General features: G+C 64.0%; 21 protein-coding genes and 1 pseudogene. 3 read left to right on the forward strand and 19 right to left on the reverse strand.

All coding sequences use genetic code 11. From position 1 onward, the window contains the following. Together ACYVGS_RS15650 and ACYVGS_RS15655 are read right to left on the reverse strand one after the other, a co-directional pair. The coding region (locus ACYVGS_RS15650; RefSeq protein WP_460589618.1) for a permease at nucleotides 1-891 on the reverse strand (891 nt) is incomplete at its 3' end. Nucleotides 892-941: 50 nt separating this feature from the next. Beyond that, a complete protein-coding gene (locus ACYVGS_RS15655; protein ID WP_460589619.1) occupies nucleotides 942-1,484 on the reverse strand; it encodes a ferritin-like domain-containing protein in 543 nt (180 codons plus the stop codon). Between the two features lie 200 nt (nucleotides 1,485-1,684). Between ACYVGS_RS15655 and ACYVGS_RS15660 the strand changes: the two genes are divergently transcribed. Together ACYVGS_RS15660 and ACYVGS_RS15665 are read left to right on the forward strand one after the other, a co-directional pair. Next, nucleotides 1,685-2,446 carry a pseudouridine synthase family protein gene (locus ACYVGS_RS15660; protein WP_460589620.1) on the forward strand — a complete coding sequence of 254 codons (762 nt, stop codon included), beginning with the start codon at nucleotides 1,685-1,687 and terminating at the stop codon, nucleotides 2,444-2,446. A 33-nt stretch (nucleotides 2,447-2,479) separates the two neighbouring features. Continuing rightward, entirely contained in the window at nucleotides 2,480-2,899 is a 420-nt protein-coding gene (locus tag ACYVGS_RS15665) for a DUF6524 family protein (protein WP_460589621.1), read from the forward strand. 6 nt (nucleotides 2,900-2,905) lie between these two features. On the opposite strand, the gene ACYVGS_RS15670 is transcribed toward ACYVGS_RS15665, so the two are convergent. Continuing rightward, nucleotides 2,906-3,235 (reverse strand): hypothetical protein, encoded by a 330-nt coding sequence (locus ACYVGS_RS15670; RefSeq protein WP_460589622.1) that lies wholly within the window; start codon nucleotides 3,233-3,235, stop codon nucleotides 2,906-2,908. A gap of 159 nt (nucleotides 3,236-3,394) precedes the next feature. On the opposite strand from ACYVGS_RS15670, the gene ACYVGS_RS15675 reads away from it, so the two are divergent. Beyond that, complete coding sequence (locus ACYVGS_RS15675) at nucleotides 3,395-3,985, forward strand: DUF502 domain-containing protein (RefSeq protein WP_460589623.1); 591 nt, start codon at nucleotides 3,395-3,397, stop codon at nucleotides 3,983-3,985. Nucleotides 3,986-4,032: 47 nt separating this feature from the next. On the opposite strand, the gene ACYVGS_RS15680 is transcribed toward ACYVGS_RS15675, so the two are convergent. From ACYVGS_RS15680 to serC, 16 genes and pseudogenes are all read right to left on the reverse strand, one after another. Further along, nucleotides 4,033-4,920 (reverse strand): LysR family transcriptional regulator, encoded by an 888-nt coding sequence (locus ACYVGS_RS15680; protein WP_460589624.1) that lies wholly within the window; start codon nucleotides 4,918-4,920, stop codon nucleotides 4,033-4,035. Nucleotides 4,921-4,944: 24 nt separating this feature from the next. Further along, nucleotides 4,945-5,904, reverse strand: a complete 960-nt coding sequence (locus tag ACYVGS_RS15685) for a DHH family phosphoesterase (RefSeq protein ID WP_460589625.1) — start codon at nucleotides 5,902-5,904, stop codon at nucleotides 4,945-4,947. 20 nt (nucleotides 5,905-5,924) lie between these two features. After that, nucleotides 5,925-7,964 carry a polysaccharide biosynthesis protein gene (locus ACYVGS_RS15690; protein WP_460589626.1) on the reverse strand — a complete coding sequence of 680 codons (2,040 nt, stop codon included), beginning with the start codon at nucleotides 7,962-7,964 and terminating at the stop codon, nucleotides 5,925-5,927. A gap of 67 nt (nucleotides 7,965-8,031) precedes the next feature. Further along, a complete protein-coding gene (locus ACYVGS_RS15695) occupies nucleotides 8,032-8,985 on the reverse strand; it encodes an MraY family glycosyltransferase (protein WP_460589627.1) in 954 nt (317 codons plus the stop codon). Beyond that, on the reverse strand, nucleotides 8,982-9,923 hold the full coding sequence (locus ACYVGS_RS15700; RefSeq protein ID WP_460589628.1) for a Rossmann-fold NAD(P)-binding domain-containing protein: 942 nt from the start codon (nucleotides 9,921-9,923) through the stop codon (nucleotides 8,982-8,984). Before ACYVGS_RS15700 ends, ACYVGS_RS15695 begins: the two co-directional genes overlap by 4 nt. 91 nt (nucleotides 9,924-10,014) lie before the next feature. Next, nucleotides 10,015-10,350, reverse strand: a complete 336-nt coding sequence (locus ACYVGS_RS15705) for a ComEA family DNA-binding protein (RefSeq protein WP_460589629.1) — start codon at nucleotides 10,348-10,350, stop codon at nucleotides 10,015-10,017. Nucleotides 10,351-10,440: 90 nt separating this feature from the next. Beyond that, nucleotides 10,441-11,151: an orotidine 5'-phosphate decarboxylase gene (pyrF, locus tag ACYVGS_RS15710; protein ID WP_460589630.1), complete on the reverse strand. Its 711-nt coding sequence runs from the start codon at nucleotides 11,149-11,151 to the stop codon at nucleotides 10,441-10,443. 21 nt (nucleotides 11,152-11,172) lie between these two features. Continuing rightward, nucleotides 11,173-12,387, reverse strand: coding sequence for a lipopolysaccharide assembly protein LapB (gene lapB, locus ACYVGS_RS15715; protein ID WP_460589631.1), 1,215 nt, complete (start codon nucleotides 12,385-12,387; stop codon nucleotides 11,173-11,175). Next, a complete protein-coding gene (locus ACYVGS_RS15720) occupies nucleotides 12,380-12,685 on the reverse strand; it encodes a LapA family protein (protein ID WP_460589632.1) in 306 nt (101 codons plus the stop codon). Before ACYVGS_RS15720 ends, lapB begins: the two co-directional genes overlap by 8 nt. Further along, nucleotides 12,682-12,981, reverse strand: a pseudogene (gene ihfB, locus ACYVGS_RS15725) (integration host factor subunit beta); the annotation flags it as partial. The gene ACYVGS_RS15720 and the pseudogene ihfB, both read right to left, overlap by 4 nt. 159 nt (nucleotides 12,982-13,140) lie before the next feature. Beyond that, nucleotides 13,141-14,811 (reverse strand): 30S ribosomal protein S1, encoded by a 1,671-nt coding sequence (gene rpsA, locus ACYVGS_RS15730; RefSeq protein ID WP_460589633.1) that lies wholly within the window; start codon nucleotides 14,809-14,811, stop codon nucleotides 13,141-13,143. 130 nt (nucleotides 14,812-14,941) lie between these two features. Continuing rightward, nucleotides 14,942-15,628 carry a (d)CMP kinase gene (cmk, locus tag ACYVGS_RS15735; RefSeq protein WP_460589634.1) on the reverse strand — a complete coding sequence of 229 codons (687 nt, stop codon included), beginning with the start codon at nucleotides 15,626-15,628 and terminating at the stop codon, nucleotides 14,942-14,944. Beyond that, the gene (aroA, locus tag ACYVGS_RS15740) at nucleotides 15,625-16,929 is read right to left on the reverse strand and encodes a 3-phosphoshikimate 1-carboxyvinyltransferase (RefSeq protein WP_460589635.1); all 1,305 of its coding nucleotides are present in this window, start codon (nucleotides 16,927-16,929) and stop codon (nucleotides 15,625-15,627) included. The genes cmk and aroA overlap by 4 nt, the downstream gene beginning before the upstream one ends. A 32-nt stretch (nucleotides 16,930-16,961) precedes the next feature. Next, nucleotides 16,962-17,876: a prephenate dehydrogenase/arogenate dehydrogenase family protein gene (locus ACYVGS_RS15745; protein ID WP_460589636.1), complete on the reverse strand. Its 915-nt coding sequence runs from the start codon at nucleotides 17,874-17,876 to the stop codon at nucleotides 16,962-16,964. After that, nucleotides 17,876-18,994: a bifunctional chorismate mutase/prephenate dehydratase gene (gene pheA, locus ACYVGS_RS15750; protein ID WP_460589637.1), complete on the reverse strand. Its 1,119-nt coding sequence runs from the start codon at nucleotides 18,992-18,994 to the stop codon at nucleotides 17,876-17,878. The genes ACYVGS_RS15745 and pheA overlap by 1 nt, the downstream gene beginning before the upstream one ends. A 16-nt stretch (nucleotides 18,995-19,010) precedes the next feature. After that, on the reverse strand, nucleotides 19,011-20,090 hold the full coding sequence (serC, locus tag ACYVGS_RS15755; protein WP_460589638.1) for a 3-phosphoserine/phosphohydroxythreonine transaminase: 1,080 nt from the start codon (nucleotides 20,088-20,090) through the stop codon (nucleotides 19,011-19,013). Nucleotides 20,091-20,104: the final 14 nt, after the last annotated feature.

Genomic DNA, 20,104 nt, shown 5'->3' on the forward strand with positions numbered 1-20,104 from the left:
TCTACCTGATTGCCAGCCCTGCGGGCTCGATCCTGAAATCCACATGAAATGACGAAGAACCGAAAAGATAAAGGCCATGACCCCGGCAAAGGATACGCCCTGAGTAAACAGGACAGCTGCCAGCGGGATGTTGCCCATGGAACCGATAAAGGTGAAGAAGGCAGCCAGGGGCCCCACCAGCGTTTGGGAAAGCACCGCCAGAAACCCGGGGTTGGCAGCGTTTTGGCCACCTGACCCCATGAACAAGGCCTCAAAAAAACTCGCCGGCACCATGGCCGAAATGATGCCTGCGACCGTGAAGCCGATCAGAACATCCTTCCAGACCATCTGCCATTCCATCACATAGGTTTGACCAATCTCCTGCCAGCCCTCAGCACTGGTAACTTTCTCCTTCCAGGTTTTACCACCACCGTCGCCATCCTCGTGGCCCTCATCCGCCTCTCTGCGTGCCTGGGCTTCCAGACGACGGGGCCGCGTTACACGAATCAGCAGCCAGGTCACCAGGATCAGCAGGATACCTCCGACATACTCACCGACCACGAATTGCCATCCGAGAAAGATGGCGATGACCATGCCCAGCTCAATGACCAGATTGGTAGAGGCCAACATGAAAGCCAGGGAAGGGGCCAGGCCGGCCCCCTTATTGAAGATCGCGCGCGTCGTGGCGAGTGCGGAAAAGCTGCAGGAACTGGACAGGAAACCAAAAAAAGTCCCCAGGGCAACACTGCGCACACCATCCTTGCCCATCGCTCTCTGCATTCGCCTCCGGGTCACCAGGACCTGAATCAGGCTGCTGATGACATAGCCCAGAACAAAGGCCCACAGCGCCATCCAGAAAAAGCCCAGACTGGTGGTGACAGCCTCATGCCAGAGAGCGGGAAAATCCCTCACGCCCATGCTCCTGTCCGCTTGATGCTCGGGAAACTAAACAACGATTGCGATCAGGCACCATCCATCCGTGAGATCAGGCCCGCCAGGTCGTCCGCGTGCTCCTCCTCGGTCGCCAGGATGTCTTCGATCATGCGGCGGGTGACCGGGTCGTCGTTGCCCAGGTACTCCGCGAATTCCCGGTAGGATTCGATGGCGATTCGCTCCGCGATCAGATCCTCCTTGATCATGTCCGTGACAGATGTGCCTTCCTTGTACTCCGCATGGCTGCGCAGGGTCAGGGTGTCCGGGTTGAAGTCAGGCTCACCGCCGAGCTGGGTAATGCGCTCCGCGAGCTGGTCGGCGTGATCCTGCTCTTCCTGGGCATGCTCGAGAAATTCGTGTTGCGCGCCCTGGGCGTTAAGTCCCGACGCCATGTAGTAGTGCCGCTTGTAACGCAATACACACACCAGCTCGGTTGCCAGTGCTTCGTTCAGGACTTTGAGGACGGTCTCGCGATTCGCGCCGTAGCCAGCCGTGACCGCCCCCTCCTCGATGTGTTTGCGAGCGCGCTCGCGCAGGGTTTTCACGTCGGTCAGGAATGGCTGGTCAGTCATAAACGTACCTCCTTGACAGTGATCTGACAGAAACGGCGTACCCACAGGGTAGACAGACTGCCACCACCTGGCAAACGGACGATCGGCCCATCTGCACTCGCAGCGCCAGGTACCGGGGTATACTGAGCGCCCCGCGACCGGGGCCAAACCTGATTAGATGACGCGGGGACGTTTTGCGTGGAAACCGACACGGGGCGCCGATGAGCCCACTGGACATCGTCTACCGGGATGACAGCCTGGTGGTCATCAACAAACCCCCGGGCTTGCTGGTGCACCGCAGCCCGATAGACCGGCATGAGACACGCTTCGCGGTACAAGTACTGCGCCAGCAAATCGGTCAGCGGGTCTGGCCCGCACATCGTTTGGATAAGCCCACCTCGGGCCTGCTGGTATTCGCCCTGTCAGCCGAAAGCGCCCAAAATCTTTCAGCCCAGTTTGCTGGTCGGACAGTGGACAAACGCTACCTGGCCCTGCTGCGGGGCTACTGTCCGCTGCAGCTTGCCATTGATCATCCGGTGAAGATTCCAGTCGACGATTGCGATCCGGGCAGGCGCCTCGAGGCACAATACCTCTCGGCCCAGACCTCGCTGCAGCGCCTCGCGCGGGTCGAGTTGCCCGCGCATGTTGATCGCTATGCCACCAGCCGCTATTCCCTGGTGGAACTGCGTCCGAGTACCGGGCGCCGGCACCAGCTGCGCCGGCACATGAAGCACATCAGTCACCCCATCCTCGGCGATGCCAACTACGGCAAGAGCCACCACAACCGTTTCCTGGCGGACCAGCTCGGCTGCCGCCGGCTGATGCTGGCCTGTATCGGGTTGACACTCATGCATCCCGCGACCGGTCAGCCGCTCACGCTGCAGAGTTCGCCAGGCGCGGATTTTCTGCGTCTGGCCAGGCTGCTGGACTGGCAGTGGGACACCGCGGATGGCGCAAGCACCTTGCCGCTGCACGGCTTTTGATTTAGCGTTGCGCAAAACTCACGGGGACCTGCCATGTATCACAGCTTCGACTTCAGCAGCTTTCTGCTACGCCTTCTGTTTGCCCTGCTGCTGGTGTTCGGCACCTGGAACCCCACCGGGTGGTCCTACCTCGGCTGGCTGATCGGTGAGGAAGGGCTGCGGCTTGAACCTCTGGTGGTGATTGTCGGCCTGGTGCTGTTGATTGGCTGGATTATCTACCTGCGCGCTACCTTCATGTCCCTCGGCTGGCTGGGCGTGCTCCTCGGAGCCGCGCTGTTTGCCGCGATAATCTGGCTGTTCGTGGACCTGGGCTGGCTCAGCCTGGAAAACCCCGGCGTCATCAGCTGGCTGGTCCTGTCACTCCTGTCGGTGCTACTCGCGGTAGGGATTTCCTGGTCACATATTCGCCGACGCCTCACTGGACAGATCGACGTCGACGAAATCGAGTCCTGACCTACCTTACTCGCTCAGGGTGAGCTGCTCGGCCTCGTCGTCACGCGGGCCGAGCAGCACCAGACCATCACGCGTCACCAGGCTCAGCCCGCCATTGCGGTAGACCCAGCAATCCAGCATCAGGCTGCCGCCCACTTGCGGAATCGCCTTGAAAACCAGTCGATCGCCGCTGCGCCGGTGGCGTATATCGTACAGGCGGGTCGCGGTGTTTTCCCCCAGGGCGTCACCGATGGCCGCCTGGCAACGCCGGTGGTCTACCTGATCGTTGTCGGCGAGCACCGACCCGGCACTGACGCCAAGAACGATTGCTGCTGCAAATACAAACCGTGATTTCATTGTTCTGCCTCCTCCATTGGTAGGTGGAGCCAGCTTAGCCCTACCCGATTATGCGCGTAATACCCACAAATGATCGCGGCCGCTGCAAATACGGGCACCCCACCCTTCCCTGCCCCGGCGGATTCCCGCACACTGCCCCCAGTCCACAGGAGGATCACCATGAAACGCTTGTTCACCCTGGCCCTGCAGGGGCTCGCGGCGGTGCTGCCGGTTGCACTGACCCTCTACCTCGTCTACTGGCTGCTGACCCGGATGGAGAACCTGGCCGGTCAGCTGATTCGCTTGGTGATACCCGATGACTATTATTTTCAAGGGCTCGGGGTGCTCTCGGGCTTTCTCCTGCTGGTACTGATCGGCCTGCTGGTCAAGGCCTATGTCATCCGCTATCTGATCCAGGCGGGGGAGAGCCTGCTCGACCGCATTCCCCTGATCAAGTCGATACACGGCGCAATCAAGGACTTCATGCGCGCCTTCACCCTCAACGAGGGCAAGGAAGCAGACTCCGTGGTTCTGGTGGAGGTCAGGGAAAACACCTGGTTGATCGGCTTTGTCACCGCGCGCAAGGTCGCCCAGAGCCTGTTCCCCGACAGCGAGCAGCGGATGATCGGTGTCTATCTGCCCATGAGCTACCAGATTGGCGGCTACACACTGTATATCGAGGCGAGCAAGGTCAAAGCGCTGGACATCAGCGTGGAGGACGGCATGCGCATCGCCCTCACCGGCGGCATGCAGCGCGGCAGTCGGCACTGAACACACGGGCCCGTCCGCGGCACGCGAGCCGCGACACTCGGCCGGTGTCAGCGGAGGCGAGAATCCAGGCGTGGACGAATCTTCGCAAACTCCTCGGCAATCACCTCGCGGAGCATACGCATGCGCGCGCTCACCCGCAGGTCCTTGTGGGTGAGCACCCACATGTCGGACTGGTGCACAATGGAGGCGCCAGGTACGCGCACAATTTCATCTTCTGCGTAGGCGGCAAAGCAGGGCATGAAGGCCACGCCCATGCGACAGCGCACCGCTTCCACCAGCAGGTTGACGTTCATGATGGCGTGCCGCACAGGCAGCTGGGGAAAGTCGGTCTGTGACAGCCAGGTTTCCTCATGGCCGGCCGGGTGTTTGCCGATCCAGCTCAGGTGGGCGATATCTTCCGGATGCGCCGAGTTCAGCAGATCGCGGTGCACGTAAGCAGAGGCCGTCAGGGGGGCCAGGTAGCGGCCGATCAGGTATTCGGGCGGGCGACTGCCCGCCGGCAGCACGCGAATCGCGATATCCGCTTCCCGACGACTCAGGTCCAGGGTGTCGTAGCTGGGCATCAGTTCGAGTTCGATACCCGGATAGTCCTCGGCGAAGGCCGCGAGGCGACGGATCAGAAAGCCCATGCCGGCAACATCCGGCGCGGTCAGACGGATGCTGCCTTCGAGGTGCTGATCACCACCGGCGATACGCCGTTCCGCTGCCAGCAGCAGCTCCTCGACATGCTCGGCGCTGGGCAGGAGTGCCTCGCCCGCGGCGGTGATGCGATAGCCCTCGGGGGTGCGGTCAAACAAGCGCGCCCGGAGTTGCTGCTCGAGGTCATCCAGGCGGCGGGTCACGGTGGAATTGCTGACACCCAGTTCCTGGGCCGCGCCCCGGGCCGAGCCGCGGCGATACAGCGCCAGCACCACCTTGAGATCGTCCCAGTCCATCGCAGCTCCTCCGCTGCCCGGGGATTAACGGTAGAAGCGTAGCAGAGCGTCGACAAAGTCCTGCAGGGATTCCGGCGGCAGCTCGTTGATACCCGCCGCCGCCGAACGGCCGCCCCCGGTGGGAAACTGACGGCAAAGCTCGTCGGCACCCACGCGGTTTTCCAGTGGCGCGCGGACACTGACCTGGTAGTTGCCGCTGGCACGGTGCGTGACCACCGCGTGGGCGCGGCCGGGATTCTCGTTGGCCAGGTCGTTGCTGTACACGCCGCTGACACGGCGCGCCCAGGGCTCGTCCGGAAGCAGGAACACGGCCGCATGATCGGTGGCGTGCAGGGGCGCGAGTGAGGCCGCCGCGGCCATGTCCGCCTGGTAGCCCTGTTCCAGCCGCTGGAAGTGCTCGCGGCCATCCTCCATGAAGCCCCGTGGGTCTGCATGGGGCAGCAGCAGGCGGTAGAGCTCCTCGGGCCGGAAATGCAGGTCCTCCAGCGCGGAGCCATAGCCGTTGTAGTTGATGTAGATACCCAGGTCTTCGTAGCGCGCCAGCAGGGCCTCGTCGAGCCCCAGTGGCGCCGCGGCGCGGCGGGCGCTTTCCCGAAGGTTGTCACCGAAAGCGCCGACCACGGCCCAGGCCGCCCGCGCGCCCTTCAGGTGGCCATTGATCAGCAGGCTGGTGCAAACTTCGGGTGCAGGGTTGATCAGGGTCTGCAGGGCCGAGTGATCCGGAATCTCGCCGGCGTAGTGATGGTCACAGTAGAATACCTCGGCGCCCTCCTCGAGCAGGCGCTGCAGATCCTCGCGATTCTTGTCGAGGGAGACATCCAGCACCGTCACGCAGTCGGCGGGGTTTGCGCTAACGCGCTTGAGGAGGTTGATATCGCGCTTGACCCCGGTTACCAGCTGAGCTTCGCGAGGTTCGACCTGGCGCAATTGCACCAGGGCACAGATGCCATCGGCGTCACCATTGAAGACGTCGTATGCGGTCATGATTTATTTCCCGAGAAAATTCAGAGCTTGTCCGGAAACAGCTCCTGGACATTGGATACCGCAGCGGCGGCCGGCACCTTCGGCTTGGCCAAGGTGACCCGACCGGCCCTGCCCTGCTTGCACCACACATGATCGTGGCGTGTCTCGTGCCGGCTGAAGCCGCTCACCGCGGCCGTCAACACCGAGGTGATACCGGCACAGTCCATGGTATCGCAATACTCTATCAGCTCCAGCAGGTAGCGGTTCATCTGCTTGTATGAAAGGCCTTCTTCTTCTGCCCGCATGATCATCGGGTGACCGGTCCCGGTGACGTTACTGCCGAGCAGGAGTTCCTCGCGAAGCTTTTCCCCCGGTCGCAGACCGATGAACTCGATCTGAATGTGATCCTGGGCATGCTGATCCATGCGCATCTCGTAACCGCTGAGCCGGATCATGCGCTTGGCCAGATCGACAATTTTCACCGGCTCGCCCATGTCCAGTACAAAGACATCGCCACCGGTGCCCATGGCACCCGCCTGCAATACCAGTTGCGCCGCTTCCTGAATGCTCATGAAGTAACGCGAAACCTCGGGGTGGGTCACCGTGACCGGCCCGCCCTTGGCAATCTGCTCGCGAAACAGGGGCACGACGGAGCCGGAGGAACCCAGCACGTTGCCAAATCGGACCATGCAGAAGCGGGTACCCGACTCCCGCTCGGCGAGGGATTGCAGCACCATTTCGGCAAAGCGCTTGGAGGCGCCCATGACATTGGTCGGTCGCACGGCCTTGTCCGTGGAAATCAGGACGAAGGTTTCCACTCGCGCCTTGCGCGCGGCCTCGGCCGCATACCAGGTGCCGAAGACATTGTTGGCAACCCCTTCGGCAACGTTGTACTCCACCATGGGTACGTGTTTGTACGCGGCCGCATGATAGACCGTCTGGACTCCAAAGGTGCGGTAGATGGTTTCCAGCCGCGCCTGATTCTGCACGGTGCCGAGCAAGGCAATGACGTCAACACTGGAGCCGGTCACCCGCTTCAGCTCGCGCAGCTCCCGCTCGATCTGGTAGAGCGCGAATTCGGAGTTGTCGAGCAGCAGCAGCTCGCGGGGCCCCGAGGTAAGGATCTGACGGCAAAGCTCGGAGCCAATCGAGCCACCGGCCCCAGTCACCATGACCACCTTGTCGGTGATACAGCGATCGATCAGTTCCGGATGCGGCGGTACCGGATCGCGTCCGAGCAGGTCATCCAGGTCGACATCCTGGATCTGGTTGACACTGGCGCGGCCCGAGACCAGTTCATTGATCCGCGGCACGGTACGCACATGTACCGGAAGGCCCACCAGGGAGTTGATGATCTCACGCCGTCGATCGGCAGACGCGGAGGGAATCGCCAGCAGGACCTGGGTAATGTTGTGCTCGTTGATCAGGCGTTTGACGTCTTCCGGCCGCGCCACTTGCAGGCCATTGATCACCGAGTGCTGCAGCAGGGGATCGTCGTCAACAAAGGCAACCACCCGGTACTGTTCACCGTGGTGCAGGGCAGTCACCAGCTGGCGGCCGGACTCCCCCGCGCCGTAAATGATCACATTGCGACTTTTCGCCCGCAGGCGCGCCTGGTACCAGGCGCGGACCGTGAGCCGGGAACCGCCGACCAGCAGCAGCGCTACCCCCCAGTAAATGAAGGGCATGGCCCGGGGCACCGCGGCCTGGGTAAGGAAGACGGACGCCGCCAGCACCAGTGTGGAATAGCTGACAGCGGTGATAACGGCCCAGATGGCCTGCTGGCCCATGAAGCGGATGACGGCGCGGTAGAGCCCCAGACGCAGGAAGATGATGGCACTGGCAAACACCGTGAAGGCGCCGCAGAAGATTTCCACCGGCCCGAAGGTGATCTGGGTGTGGCCGTGGCGGATGGCCACGGCGGCCCACATGGCCGCCGAGACAAACAGCATGTCGAGACCGAGCAGTAGAGCCTGCTTGATATTGCGCGGCAGCTCTATCAGTTTTTCCAGGGCGTCACGCACACTTCCCAGGACCCCGGATATCGCTTGCAGCACAATATGGCCAAGACGATTCAGCAAAAAACCTCCCCACTCGACAGGGCACGCCAGAAGGGTTGAAGGAACCCGGCGTGCACCCGCAAAGATACTACGGCAATCGCCGGATGATGACCATGCCGAACAACAGGGGAAAATAGGCTAAAAGTACCACGCTTGCCTGGAATTCAGGACGCCACCAAATCGTCAGTGTAAGGGGCAACAGCCAGGCCAGATAAATGACCATCAGCAGCAGGTCCACCCGCGCGTGCGACGCCCAATGGCGCGCCAGACGCTGGTAGGCGTGCTCGCGGTGCGCCTCTGTGATACGTGCGCCCCGGTACCAACGCGACAACAAGGTAAAGGTACTGTCGGACACAAAGACAGCCAGCAGCACCGCCCAACACCCAGGGGGCACGCTCTCCTGCACCCAGCCCAGCCAGGCCAGGCCACCCAGCAGGAAGCCCAGGGGAATACTCCCCGCATCGCCCATGAACAGGCGTGCCGGCGGCCAGTTCCAGCACAGGAAGCCCGGTATGCACGCCGCCAGCAGGGCGCAGTAGCGTGCGTACTCGCCGTGCCCGCCAAGCCAGGCCAGCACGGCGATGCTACCTGCAGCGAGCAGGGCCTGGAGCGCCGCCAGACCATCGATACCGTCCATGAAATTGTAAAGATTGACCAGCCAGAGCATTAGCGGCAGCGCCAGCCAGGCCCACCAGAAACCCGCGGGATGTGGCGCCGACAAAACCAGGGCCAGGCAGGCACCGGCATAGGCTGCCAGCCGGAGAAGCACGGGGAGTGACCAACGATCGTCCAGTGCGCCCAACAGCATCAGCCCCAGAGACAGCCCCAGCAGCACCAGGTAGTCGCCCGCCCATGGCTCCTCCCGAGCCAGCACCAATACCGCAAAGGCCAGCAACAGACCGATCCCGCCACCGTGGGGCGTGGCCCGCTGATGCGAGCTGCGCCCATTCGGCAGGTCCAACCACTGCCAGCGCTTGGCCAGAGCCCAGACCAGGCCGCACAAGAGCGCACTCAGTAGTGGTGCCAGCAGCAAGCTACTCACCGCGGGGCCCCTGTCTCGCCACCGACTGTCGACTCCAGCGTCTCCCGGGGGCGCCAATCGCCCAAGGCGAGAAGGCGCCTCGACGTGTAGCGCTCCCAGCCAAACAGCTTGCGAAAATGCGTTCCTGGCCGCTGTCGCAGCAGGACATCCAGCCCCAGGGCAGCAAGCCACCAGAAGACGAGACTGCCGCGCCCCCGACGCGGGCTGCGGCCCCCTGCGATACGCATGCTGTCGTAGATACGTTGACTGCTGTAACACTCGCCATCGGTGACAATCAGGGGAGATGACGCCGCATCATCGCTCCACGGCTCCCGCGGCAGACGGCAGAGAAGATCGACCAGATCAGCCAAACCTATCATCGATCGCCCGCCCCGTTCGGGGGGCCGGGGCAGACCGAGGCGGGCGGCCAGACGCATCCAGCGCAGGTTGCCGCGCAAGGGGCCGCCGTAGACCAAGGCCGGGCGGATAATCACCAGCCGCATGGGGCCGCCATCCAGCAGTTCGCACAAGGCCGCTTCCGCGGCGCGTTTCGAGGCACCGTAGGCATCGACACAGTGACTGAGGTCTGACTCATCACGCGGGCGTTCATCCCGCGCCGGCCCCATGGCCTTGACACTACTGACAAAAACAAAGGTACGCACACCCGCGCTCAAGGCCTCGCGGGCCAGGGTGACAGTCGCGTCCACATTCAAGCGCTGATAACGCGCCTCCCTGGCCTGCTGATGAGCCACGCCGGCAAGGTGGTAGAGAGTATCGACCCCCGCCAGAAGCTCCCGCGGCATGCTTGCCCGCTCCAGGTCAACCGCCTGCACCCTTGGCCCTGCGGGCAGACTGCCCCCGTTGCGGCTCACCGGGATGACGTCATCGCCACGGACAAGCAGCTGGCGGGTCAACTCCCGGCCGATCAGACCCGTGGCGCCCGTTACCACCGCACGCACGGCAGCCCCCCCGTCTGCTGCCAGGATTCTCCGGGTAGCGGGTACACAAAAACGGGGGGCCACGCCCCCCGGGGATACGGATGCGAAACGTCTATTCCAGGGTGATCAGCGCACGATTGCGCTCGAGGGTTGCGGGCCCGATGCCCTTCACCTCCGACAGTTCCTCGATACTGGCAAAGGGCCCGTACTGCTCGCGATAGCGGATGATTTCCTGCGCCCGCGCAACACCGACGCCCTGTAGCTGCTGGGCGAGGGTATTGGCGTCCGCGGTATTGATGTTGACCTGGGTCACCGGCGGCGGTGGCTCCGCCTGTTCCGCCTTGCCGGGGACCGGGGAGAGTGTGATAAACAGCGCGAACACCAGGGACAGAAGCCCTGCGATTGCACCGTGGGAGAGTTTGTTGTTTGCACATAGTGACTGGTTCATGGTGTAGCCTCCTTGTTACGTCGTCGCATCCTTGCGCACCCGTATCAACGGGGAGTATAGCGAGACCCACGGGAAGCTGCCGCCACTTGCTCACATTTGACCGTGCGGGGCCACCTGCAGCTCCGCATGCACCCGCTGCAGGGCCGCCAGCGGGTCGACCGCGCCGGCGATGGAGCGACCAATCACCAGGTGACTGACACCGAGTTCCAGGGCACGGGCCGGTGTCACCACGCGACGCTGATCGTCGGCACTGTCTCCCGCCAGCCGGATCCCGGGGGATACCAGCTGGAAGTCCGGCCCCAGTTCACGCCGCAGCAGCGGCGCCTCCAGTGCCGAGCACACCACCCCGTCCAGACCGCATTGCGCACTCAAACGTGCCAGCCGCAACACCCGCTCCTCGATACTCCCGGTCTCCCCCAGTTCACTCAGGTCCTCCTGGGAAAAGCTGGTCAGCACCGTCACGGCGATCAGCAGGGGCGGCTGGCTGAAGCCTGAGAGCGCTTCTCTGGCCGCTTCCAGCATGCGCCGCCCACCACTGGCGTGCACGTTGACCATCCACACACCGAGCTCCGCCGCGGCTCTGACCGCACCGGCGACGGTGTTGGGTATGTCGTGGAACTTGAGGTCGAGGAATATCTCGAAACCGCGCTGCTGAAGCTGCTCTACCAGGCTGGGGCCACAGCGTGTGAACAGCTCTTTGCCGACCTTCAGCCGGCACAGTTCGGGCGACAGGCGGTCCGCCAGCGCCAGTGCGGAGGCAGCATCGGGAAAATCCAGTGCGACCAGCACAGGTGGTGTCATGACAATTCCTCGTTCCATTGACTAGAAGGCCTCGGTGCGACCGCCCCGAAGTGGCTTCACCGTACCCCAGTGCTTGCAGCCGGGGCAGAACCAGTGCAACTGCCGGCCGGCAAAGCCACAGTGGCTGCACCGGTACGTGGGCTGTTCCACGGTCAATTTGTCCAGCAGGGCCCGCAGCTGCTCGAGCTGCTCGCGCGCGCCCTCGCCCACCACGCGCAACTGCAGTTGCAGCAATCTGGCCAGGCCCCGCAGCGAGGGCTGCTCCGACAAACTGTGGGAAAGAAAGGCCGCGGCGGCGGCCGGTCCGTCACGCCGCCCCAGTTCCTCGGTCGTGGCCAGCAGCAGCGGTACACCGGGGTGCATCTGCAGGCAGTCCTGCAGGTAGGCGCAAAGCGACTGCTCGTCATTCAGTGCGTGGTAGCAGGCACGCAGCTGCGGTACCGCCTCGGCGAGCAGGTCCGGGTCCTGCTCCCCGACGCGCTTGAGCCAGCGAATTGCCTGCCGATACTCACCGTCATCGAAATCCAGCTGGGCCAGCATCAGCGACGCCCGCACACAGTGACGATCCTGACTCAATGCCCGCTGCAGCTCGCGGCGGGCATCACCGCGCCGCCCGGCGCCACTCAAGTCATCGGCAAGCTCGCAGTGGTAGTGTGCGAGCGCCACGTTGACCGGCTGCCGATTGGCCCCCAGTGGCACAGCAGCGCCGCCGCCACCGAGGAGCCCGCGCCGAGGCAGCAACGCGGTGGCGGTATCGATGGCCTGCTGCCACTCCCGCTGGCTCTGGAAAATTTCCAGGAGGTAACGCAAGCTCGCCCGTCGCTGCTCCGGCGAATGGCTGACCAGGTCCTTGAGCAGGCGCTCCGCACGGTCAAACAAACCGGCGCTGATGTAGTCCCGGGCCAGCTCCAGATGCGCCTGGTGCACCTGGGCGCGGGGCAAGCTCGGCCGAGCCAGCAGGTTCTGGTGAATACGAATGGCGCGATCAACCTCCCCGCGCTTGCGCAACAGGTTGCCCAGGGCGATGTGGGTCTCCAGGGTCTCGCTGTTGACTTCCAGCGCGTTGATGAAGGCATCGACAGCGCCATCGGGGCGGTCATCCAGCAGGTAATTTAGGCCCTTGTAGTACTGACCGGGCAGCATGCCTACGGAGGGGGGCTGCGCACTGCGCCGTCCGAGCCACCAGCCGGCGGCCACGGCCGCAAACAGCACCGCCAGGCCCAGCAGGTTATTCACTGTCCTTGATTCCGCCCAGCCGCAGGCGATCGAGTTCGGTTTGTGTGCGTGCCAGGTTGCGCCGGGCTACCCCGAGGCGCGTGCGCAGGCGGAGAATGATCAGGCCGGAGGCCAGTAAACCGAGGATACCGCCGACCCCCAGGGCCGCGAGCACCCACAGGGCCAAACTGCGCTCGGCAAACTGATAGACCAGCAGATCGAGGGGGACGGGCTGGGTATTCTGCAGGGCGAACAACACGCCCCCGGCTGTGGTCGCCAGCAGAACCAGCAGGTAGACCAGCGTACGCAGAACTTTCACAGGCCACCCTGCAGGCCGAGGTTCACTCGCTCCCGCAGTTCCTTGCCAGGCTTGAAATGGGGCACGTATTTGCCGCTCAACTCCACGGTGTCCCCCGTCTTGGGGTTGCGACCCCGGCGGGGCTCGCGGTAGTGCAGGGAAAAACTGCCGAAGCCGCGAATCTCAATGCGTTCGCCACCCGCCAGGGCTTCCGACATGTGCTCGAGTATGGTCTTCACCGCCAGCTCGACGTCCTTGTGGGACAGTTGGCTCTGGCGCGCAGCGATCGCCTCTATCAATTCACTCTTGGTCATAGGCCCCCCGTGAGCAAGCGGATAACAGTGCCCCTCCGAGCTATTGTGACCGCGCCGAAGGTCAAGCGCAACTTGTTATTTTGCAAAGAAAAAAGCCCGCATGCGCGGGCTTTTTCCGAATTGCCTGCGGACGCACCTGGGCGCGTCCGGAACCAAGGGAGATTACTTCTCCATCTGCGCCTTGATCAGGTCGCCAATGGTACCCGGAGAGAGAGACTCTTCCTGGTCGCGCAGCGACTTCACGGCCTCTTTCTCGTCGTGGTAGTCCTTGGCCTTGACCGACAGACCAACGGTACGGTTCTTGCGATCCACGGAAACGATCTTGGCTTCCACGCTGTCGCCGACCTTGTACACGTTGCGGGCATCTTCCACGCGCTCGCGGCTGATATCGGAAGCCTTGAGAAGGCCTTCGACGTCGTCCGCCAGGCGCACGACAACCGACTTGGCATCCACTTCGATCACTTCGCCGGTGACAATCGCACCGCGATCGTGCTCGCCGACGTAACCGGAGAAGGAGTCATCCTCCAGCTGCTTGATGCCCAGGGAGATGCGCTCGCGCTCGGGGTCGATGGACAGGATGACCGTCTCGATCTCGTCGCCCTTCTTGTAGTTGCGTACCGCTTCTTCACCAGCTTCGTTCCAGCTGATGTCGGAGAGGTGCACAAGCCCGTCGATGTTGCCTTCCAGACCGATGAAGATGCCGAAGTCGGTGATCGACTTGATGGTGCCGGCAATCTTGTCGCCCTTGCTGTAGGAGGCGGCAAAGGCGTCCCAGGGGTTCTGCTGGCACTGCTTGATGCCGAGGGAGATGCGGCGACGGTCTTCGTCGATATCCAGCACCATGACCTCGACTTCGTCGCCCAGCTGGACAACCTTGGAGGGATGCACGTTCTTGTTGGTCCAGTCCATTTCGGAGACGTGAACCAGGCCTTCCACGCCCTCTTCCAGCTCGGCGAAGCAGCCGTAGTCGGTGAGGTTGGTGACCCGCGCCTTGACGCGGCTGCCTTCCGGGTAGCGCTGGGTGATGTCGACCCAGGGATCGGCGCCCAGTTGCTTGAGACCCAGGGACACGCGGTTGCGCTCGCGGTCGAACTTGAGGATCTTGACCTCGATCTCCTGACCCACTTCGACGATCTCGGAGGGGTGCTTGATCCGCTTCCAGGCCATGTCGGTAATGTGCAACAGACCGTCAACACCACCCAGGTCGACGAAGGCGCCGTAGTCGGTGAGGTTCTTGACGATACCCTTGACGGCCATGCCTTCCTGCAGGGATTCCAGCAGGGCTTCGCGCTCGGCGCTGTTGGCTTCTTCCATGACCGCGCGGCGGGATACCACCACGTTGTTGCGCTTCTGGTCGAGCTTGATGACCTTGAAGTCGAGTTCCTTGTTCTCCAGGTGCGTGGTGTCGCGCACCGGGCGCACATCCACCAGCGAACCGGGCAGGAAGGCGCGGATGCTGTTGATATCCACGGTAAAGCCACCCTTGACCTTGCCGTTGATGACACCCTTGACCACCTCGTCGGCCTCGAAGGCCGCTTCCAGCTCCTTCCAGGACTCGGCGCGCTTGGCCTTCTCGCGGGACAGGCGGGTCTCGCCGAAACCGTCTTCCACGGTTTCCAGGGCCACCTGGACTTCATCGCCGATGCTCAGATCGCAGTTGCCTGCGGAATCGACGAACTGGGCACGAGGAATCACGCCTTCCGACTTCAGGCCGGCATGGACGGTGACCCACTCGTTATCTATGTCGATGACGACGCCGGTGACAATACTGCCCGGCTCCATCTCGACGGTCTTCAAGCTCTCTTCAAAGAGTTCAGCGAAAGATTCGCTCATTAGACATTACCTGTAAAAGTGATTACGGCGGTTGCCCACCTTGCCGCGCCGCCAGCAGACGCGGGTCATACCATCAAATATCCCGATCGCACCGCAACTGGCATCGGCCACGACCGGAAACAAACTTGCATTACACCAGGCCCCGCTCTCGGGCAGTCGCCATAACACGATCGAAAACATCCTCGATGGGCAGCTGACTGCTGTCGATAACGACGGCATCCTCGGCGGGCATCAGGGGCGCCACGGCACGGCTTCTATCGCGCGCGTCGCGCTCCTCGATGTCCTCGAGAAGGCGCGGGAGACTAACATTTTCTCCCTTTTCGAGCAACTGCAGGTATCGGCGCCGGGCGCGCTCCTCCGCGCTCGCGGTCAGGAAGACCTTGAGCGGCGCATCCGGGAAGACCACGGTGCCCATGTCGCGACCGTCGGCGACCAGCCCGGGGGGCTGGCGGAACTCACGCTGTCGCGCCAGCAGGGCCTCGCGTACGGCGGGAATCGCCGCCACGGTAGAGGCGCCGCGACCGCCCTCCTCGGTGCGGATCGCGCGGCTGATATCCCGACCGCGATAGGTCACCAGGACCTCACCGGAGGGGGCGGTTTCGAATGCCACCTGCAGGTGACGCGCCACCTCCGTGACCGCCTCGTGATCCGCCCAGTCGATACCGTCCAGGACACAGGCCTGGCCGGTGACGCGGTACAGGGCGCCGCTGTCCAGCAGGTGCCAGTCCAGGGCGCGGGCGAGACGGTGGCAGAGCGTGCCCTTGCCGGCGCCACTGGGGCCGTCTACCGCGATCACCGGAACCTGCGCCCGATTCATTCCGCCCTCGCGGTGATCTGCAGCCCGAGTCCCCGGGCCAGGGCATCAAAACCGGGGAAGGAAGTGGCGACATGGTCGCAGTCGAGAATGCGGATCTCCTCCTCCGCCCGCAGGGCGGCGATGGCAAAGGACATGGCGATGCGATGATCGTGGTAAGTGTGTATCTCGCCGCCGCCGAGGCGTCCGCCCTCGATGACAATGCCGTCCTCCAGCACCTCATTGCGCACACCCAGGGTGGAAAGTCCCTCGGCCATGGCGGCGATGCGGTCGCTCTCCTTGACCCGGAGTTCCTCCGCCCCGCGCAGCACCGTGGTGCCCTCGGCACAGGCGGCAGCCACAAAAAGCGCCGGGAATTCATCAATCGCCAGGGGCACCTGCTCGGCGGGAATCTCGATACCGCGCAGGGGCGCGTAGCGTACCCGAATGTCGGCGACCGGCTCGCCGCCGACCGTGCGCTCATTTTTCAGGGTCAGGTCGGCCCCCATGGCGCGCAGAATATTGATCACGCCGATGCGAGTCGGGTTGATCCCCACGTGGGTCAGCAGCAGGTCCGAGCCCGGTGCGATGCTCGCCGCCACCAGGAAAAAGGCTGCCGAGGAGATATCCGCGGGCACGTCGATCTCGGTCGCGGTCAGCGCACTGCCGCCGGTGACGGCGATCACACCGTCCTCCACGCTGACCGGGCAGCCAAAACCGCCCAGCATGCGCTCGGTGTGGTCGCGGGTCGGTGCGGGCTCGGTCACCGAGGTGCGGCCCTCGGCGTACAGACCTGCCAGCAGCACGCAGGACTTCACCTGGGCACTGGCCATGGGCAGATCGTAGTGGATTCCCCGCAGCGGGGTACCGCCCTGGATTCGCAGGGGCGGCGTTCCCGTCGAGGTGCCCTCGATGCGCGCGCCCATCAAGCGGAGGGGGTCCATGACGCGACCCATCGGGCGCTTGCACAGGGACACGTCGCCGGTCAGCTCGACATCGAAGGACTGACCCGCCAGCAGGCCGGACAGGAGGCGGATACTGGTACCCGAATTGCCCATGTCCAGTGCGGTATCCGGTGCACGCAGACCGTGCAGCCCCACGCCACGGACGGTCACTTCACCGTCCTCGGGTCCCTCGATGTCCACGCCCATGGCGCGAAAAGCCGCCACCGTGGCCAGGGCATCCTCGCCCTCGAGAAATCCGCTGATACGGGTGGTGCCCTCGGCAATCGCGCCGAGCATGATCGAGCGGTGGGAGATCGACTTGTCCCCCGGGACCCGCGCCTCGCCACTGATCACACCGCCGGGCATTAACTGGAATTCCATCACAGGTCTCTCTCTATGGGCTGCTGTCAGGCTCAAGACTGGCCGCGAGACGCCAGCAGCCTGGAAAATTCGTCACGGGCCGACTTGGCCCGGGTGAACGTATCGTGGAGCGCGTCCGCATCCGCGCGCTCAATCGCACCGCGCACTGCCTGCAGGTGCTCGCTGAATCGGTCGATCGACTGCAGCAGCGCCGGCGCGTTGGCAATGGCAATATCCCGCCACATGACCGGGTCGGAGGAGGCAATGCGGGTGAAATCGCGAAAGCCGCCCGCGGCAAAGCGGAAAATGTCCTCACTGGCATCACTCGACGCCAGCGCATCCACCAGGGCGTAGGCCAGGACATGGGGCAGGTGGCTGGTGGCCGCAAGCACCCGGTCGTGAGCCTCCACCGCCATGTCCACCACCTCCGCGCCGGTGCTGGCCCACATCGCGCGGACCAGGGCCACCGCCGCCGGGTCGTTGTCGGCATCGGGAGTCACTATCACCCGGTGATTGACAAATAACTGGGCATTGGCGGCATCCACGCCGCTGCGCTCGGAGCCGGCAATCGGATGCGCCAGCACCAGCCGCGGCGGGTGCCGGTCGCCCCAGGCTGCGCGGGCGGCGCGCCACAGGTTGCCCTTGACGCTGGCCACGTCGGTGATCACCGGAGGCCGCGGCCGCTCGCGCAAACGGGGCAATATCTCCCTCAGCAGTGCCTCGGCCACCAGGGTCGGCGTCGCCAGCACCAGGATATCGGCCTCGGCCAGGGCCTCATCCAGGTCCAGTGTGTAGTCATCGATGATACCCAGTTCCACCCCACGGGCCAGGGAGGCTTCGCGATGTCCCCATCCCAGACAGCGCTGGCAGAAACCGGTCGCCTTCAGGCTGGCGGCGAGTGACCCGCCGATCAAGCCCAGGCCCGCGATGACGACAGTCGGGGCGCTGCTTTCCTCGCTGGCCGCCATCACAGCACGGCCCGCGGGTAGGACCCCAGGGGCTTGAGCAGAATCGACTGCTCCTCGAGCTCGGCGACGATGCCGCGAATCGTGTCGTCCTGCATGTGCCCTTCGAACTCGATAAAAAAGACATAGGCCCACTTTTCGGTGCGCGAGGGGCGGGTATCGATACGGGTCAGACTGACCCCCGCGCGACGGAAGGGGTCCAGCAGGTCGAACAGTGCCCCTGGCCGGTTGCGGCTGGAGACAATCAGGGAGGTCTTGTCGCGACCACTCGGGGGCACTTCCTCGCGCCCGACCACCAGGAAGCGGGTGGTGTTGTCCGGGTAGTCTTCAATATGCTCGGCCAGGCGGTCCAGGTGGTACCACTCCGCCGCCATGTCACCCGCAACAGCCGCCACACCCGGCGTGTGGGCCGCCAGCCGCGCGGCCTCGCCGTTGCTGCTCACCGCTTCGCGCTCCACCCCGGGCCAGTGGCGATCCAGCCAGTTGCGGCACTGGGCCAGTGCCTGCTGGTGGGCGCAGATGCGGGTCACCTGACCGGCGCCGGTGCCGGGCGCTACCAGCAGGTGGTGTGAAATACGCATTTCCACTTCGCCGGCGATTTTCAGCGACGAATCCATGAAGTTGTCCAGTGTGTGGCTGACCATGCCTTCGGTGGAGTTCTCCACCGGGACCACACCGTAGTTGCATTCCCCCGACTCCACCTGGGCGAAGACCGCGTCGATGGTCGGCTGACTGACGCACAGCGCCGCGTGCCCGAAATGCTTGAGGGCCGCCGCCTGGGTAAAGGTCCCCTCCGGCCCCAGGTAGGCCACCTGCAGGGGGCGCTCCAGGGCCAGGCAGGCGGACATCACCTCGCGAAAGATATGTGCCACGGTGGCGGCGTCCAGGGGCCCGCCATTGCGCTCCTTGATACGCTGCAGGACCTGGGCTTCCCGCTCGGGGCGGTAGTACACCACCTCCCCCGGGTCCTCGCCCCGCTCCTGGGCCGCCAGCACCTCCGCCAGCTTGATTTCGGCCACCCGCTGGGCACACTCGGCGCGGCGGTTGATCAGGCGCTGTATCTCCTGATCAATGGCATCAATGTCGTCCCTGACCTGCTGCAGATCCCTGGTATCCGTCATAAACCCGGCCCGCCGCTCAGCCGTAGCGCTGTTCGAAGTCGCGCATGAAGGCGATCAGGGCATCCACTGCCTCCTCGCTGACCGCGTTGTAGATGCTCGCACGCATGCCGCCCACCGAGCGGTGGCCGGAGAGATTGAGCAGGCCGGCAGCCTCCGACTCCTTGAGGAAGGTCTTGTCCAGACTGTCATCCGCGAGTGTAAAGGGCACGTTCATCAGCGACCGGCTGGGCAACTCGACCGGGTTGGCGTAGAAATCACTGCCATCGATCGCCGCGTAGAGCTTCTCCGCCTTGCGCCGGTTGATCGCCTCCATCGCTGACAGGCCGCCGAGGTCCTTCAACCAGTCGAAAACCAGGCCGGCGAGATACAGGGCGAAGGTCGGCGGCGTGTTGTACATCGAGTCACTGTCGGCGGCGACCTTCCAGTCCAGCATGGTCGGGCAGGATGACTGCGCGCGACCCAGCAGGTCGCGGCGCACGATCACCAGGGTCAGCCCCGCCGGCCCGATGTTTTTCTGCGCCCCCGCGTAAATGACCCCGAAGCGGGACACGTCGATGGGCCGCGAGAGAATCGTGGAGGACATATCCACCACCAGGGGCGCCTCGGCCTCGGGAACCCAGTGGTACTCCACCCCGCCAATGGTTTCATTCGGGGTGTAGTGCAGGTAGGCCGCCCCGGGCGTCAGTTGCCACGAGGCCTGCGGGGGAATGGTGCTGAAGTTGGTGTCCGCGGAGCTGGCGGCAACATTGACCTTGCCGAAACGCTTGGCTTCGGCAATCGCCTTTTTCGACCACTGCCCGGTGTTGACGTAGTCGGCTGTCTGCCCCTCGCCCAGCAGGTTGAGGGGAATGGCGGCAAACTGGGTGCTGGCACCGCCCTGCAGGAACAGGACCGCGTAGTCGTCACTGATACCCAGCAGTTCCCGCAGGGTGGCCTCGGCGCGCTGGACGACGCCCACCACTTCCGGGCTGCGGTGGCTCATCTCCATCAGGGAGAGGCCCCTGCCGTGCCAGTCCAGCAGCTCATCGCGGGCGGTTTCCAGCACGGGTTCGGGCAGGGCCGCGGGTCCGGCACAAAAGTTGTAGCAGCGGGTCATGAAGGGTGATTCCT

It is taken from the genome of Haliea atlantica (genome assembly GCF_054779855.1).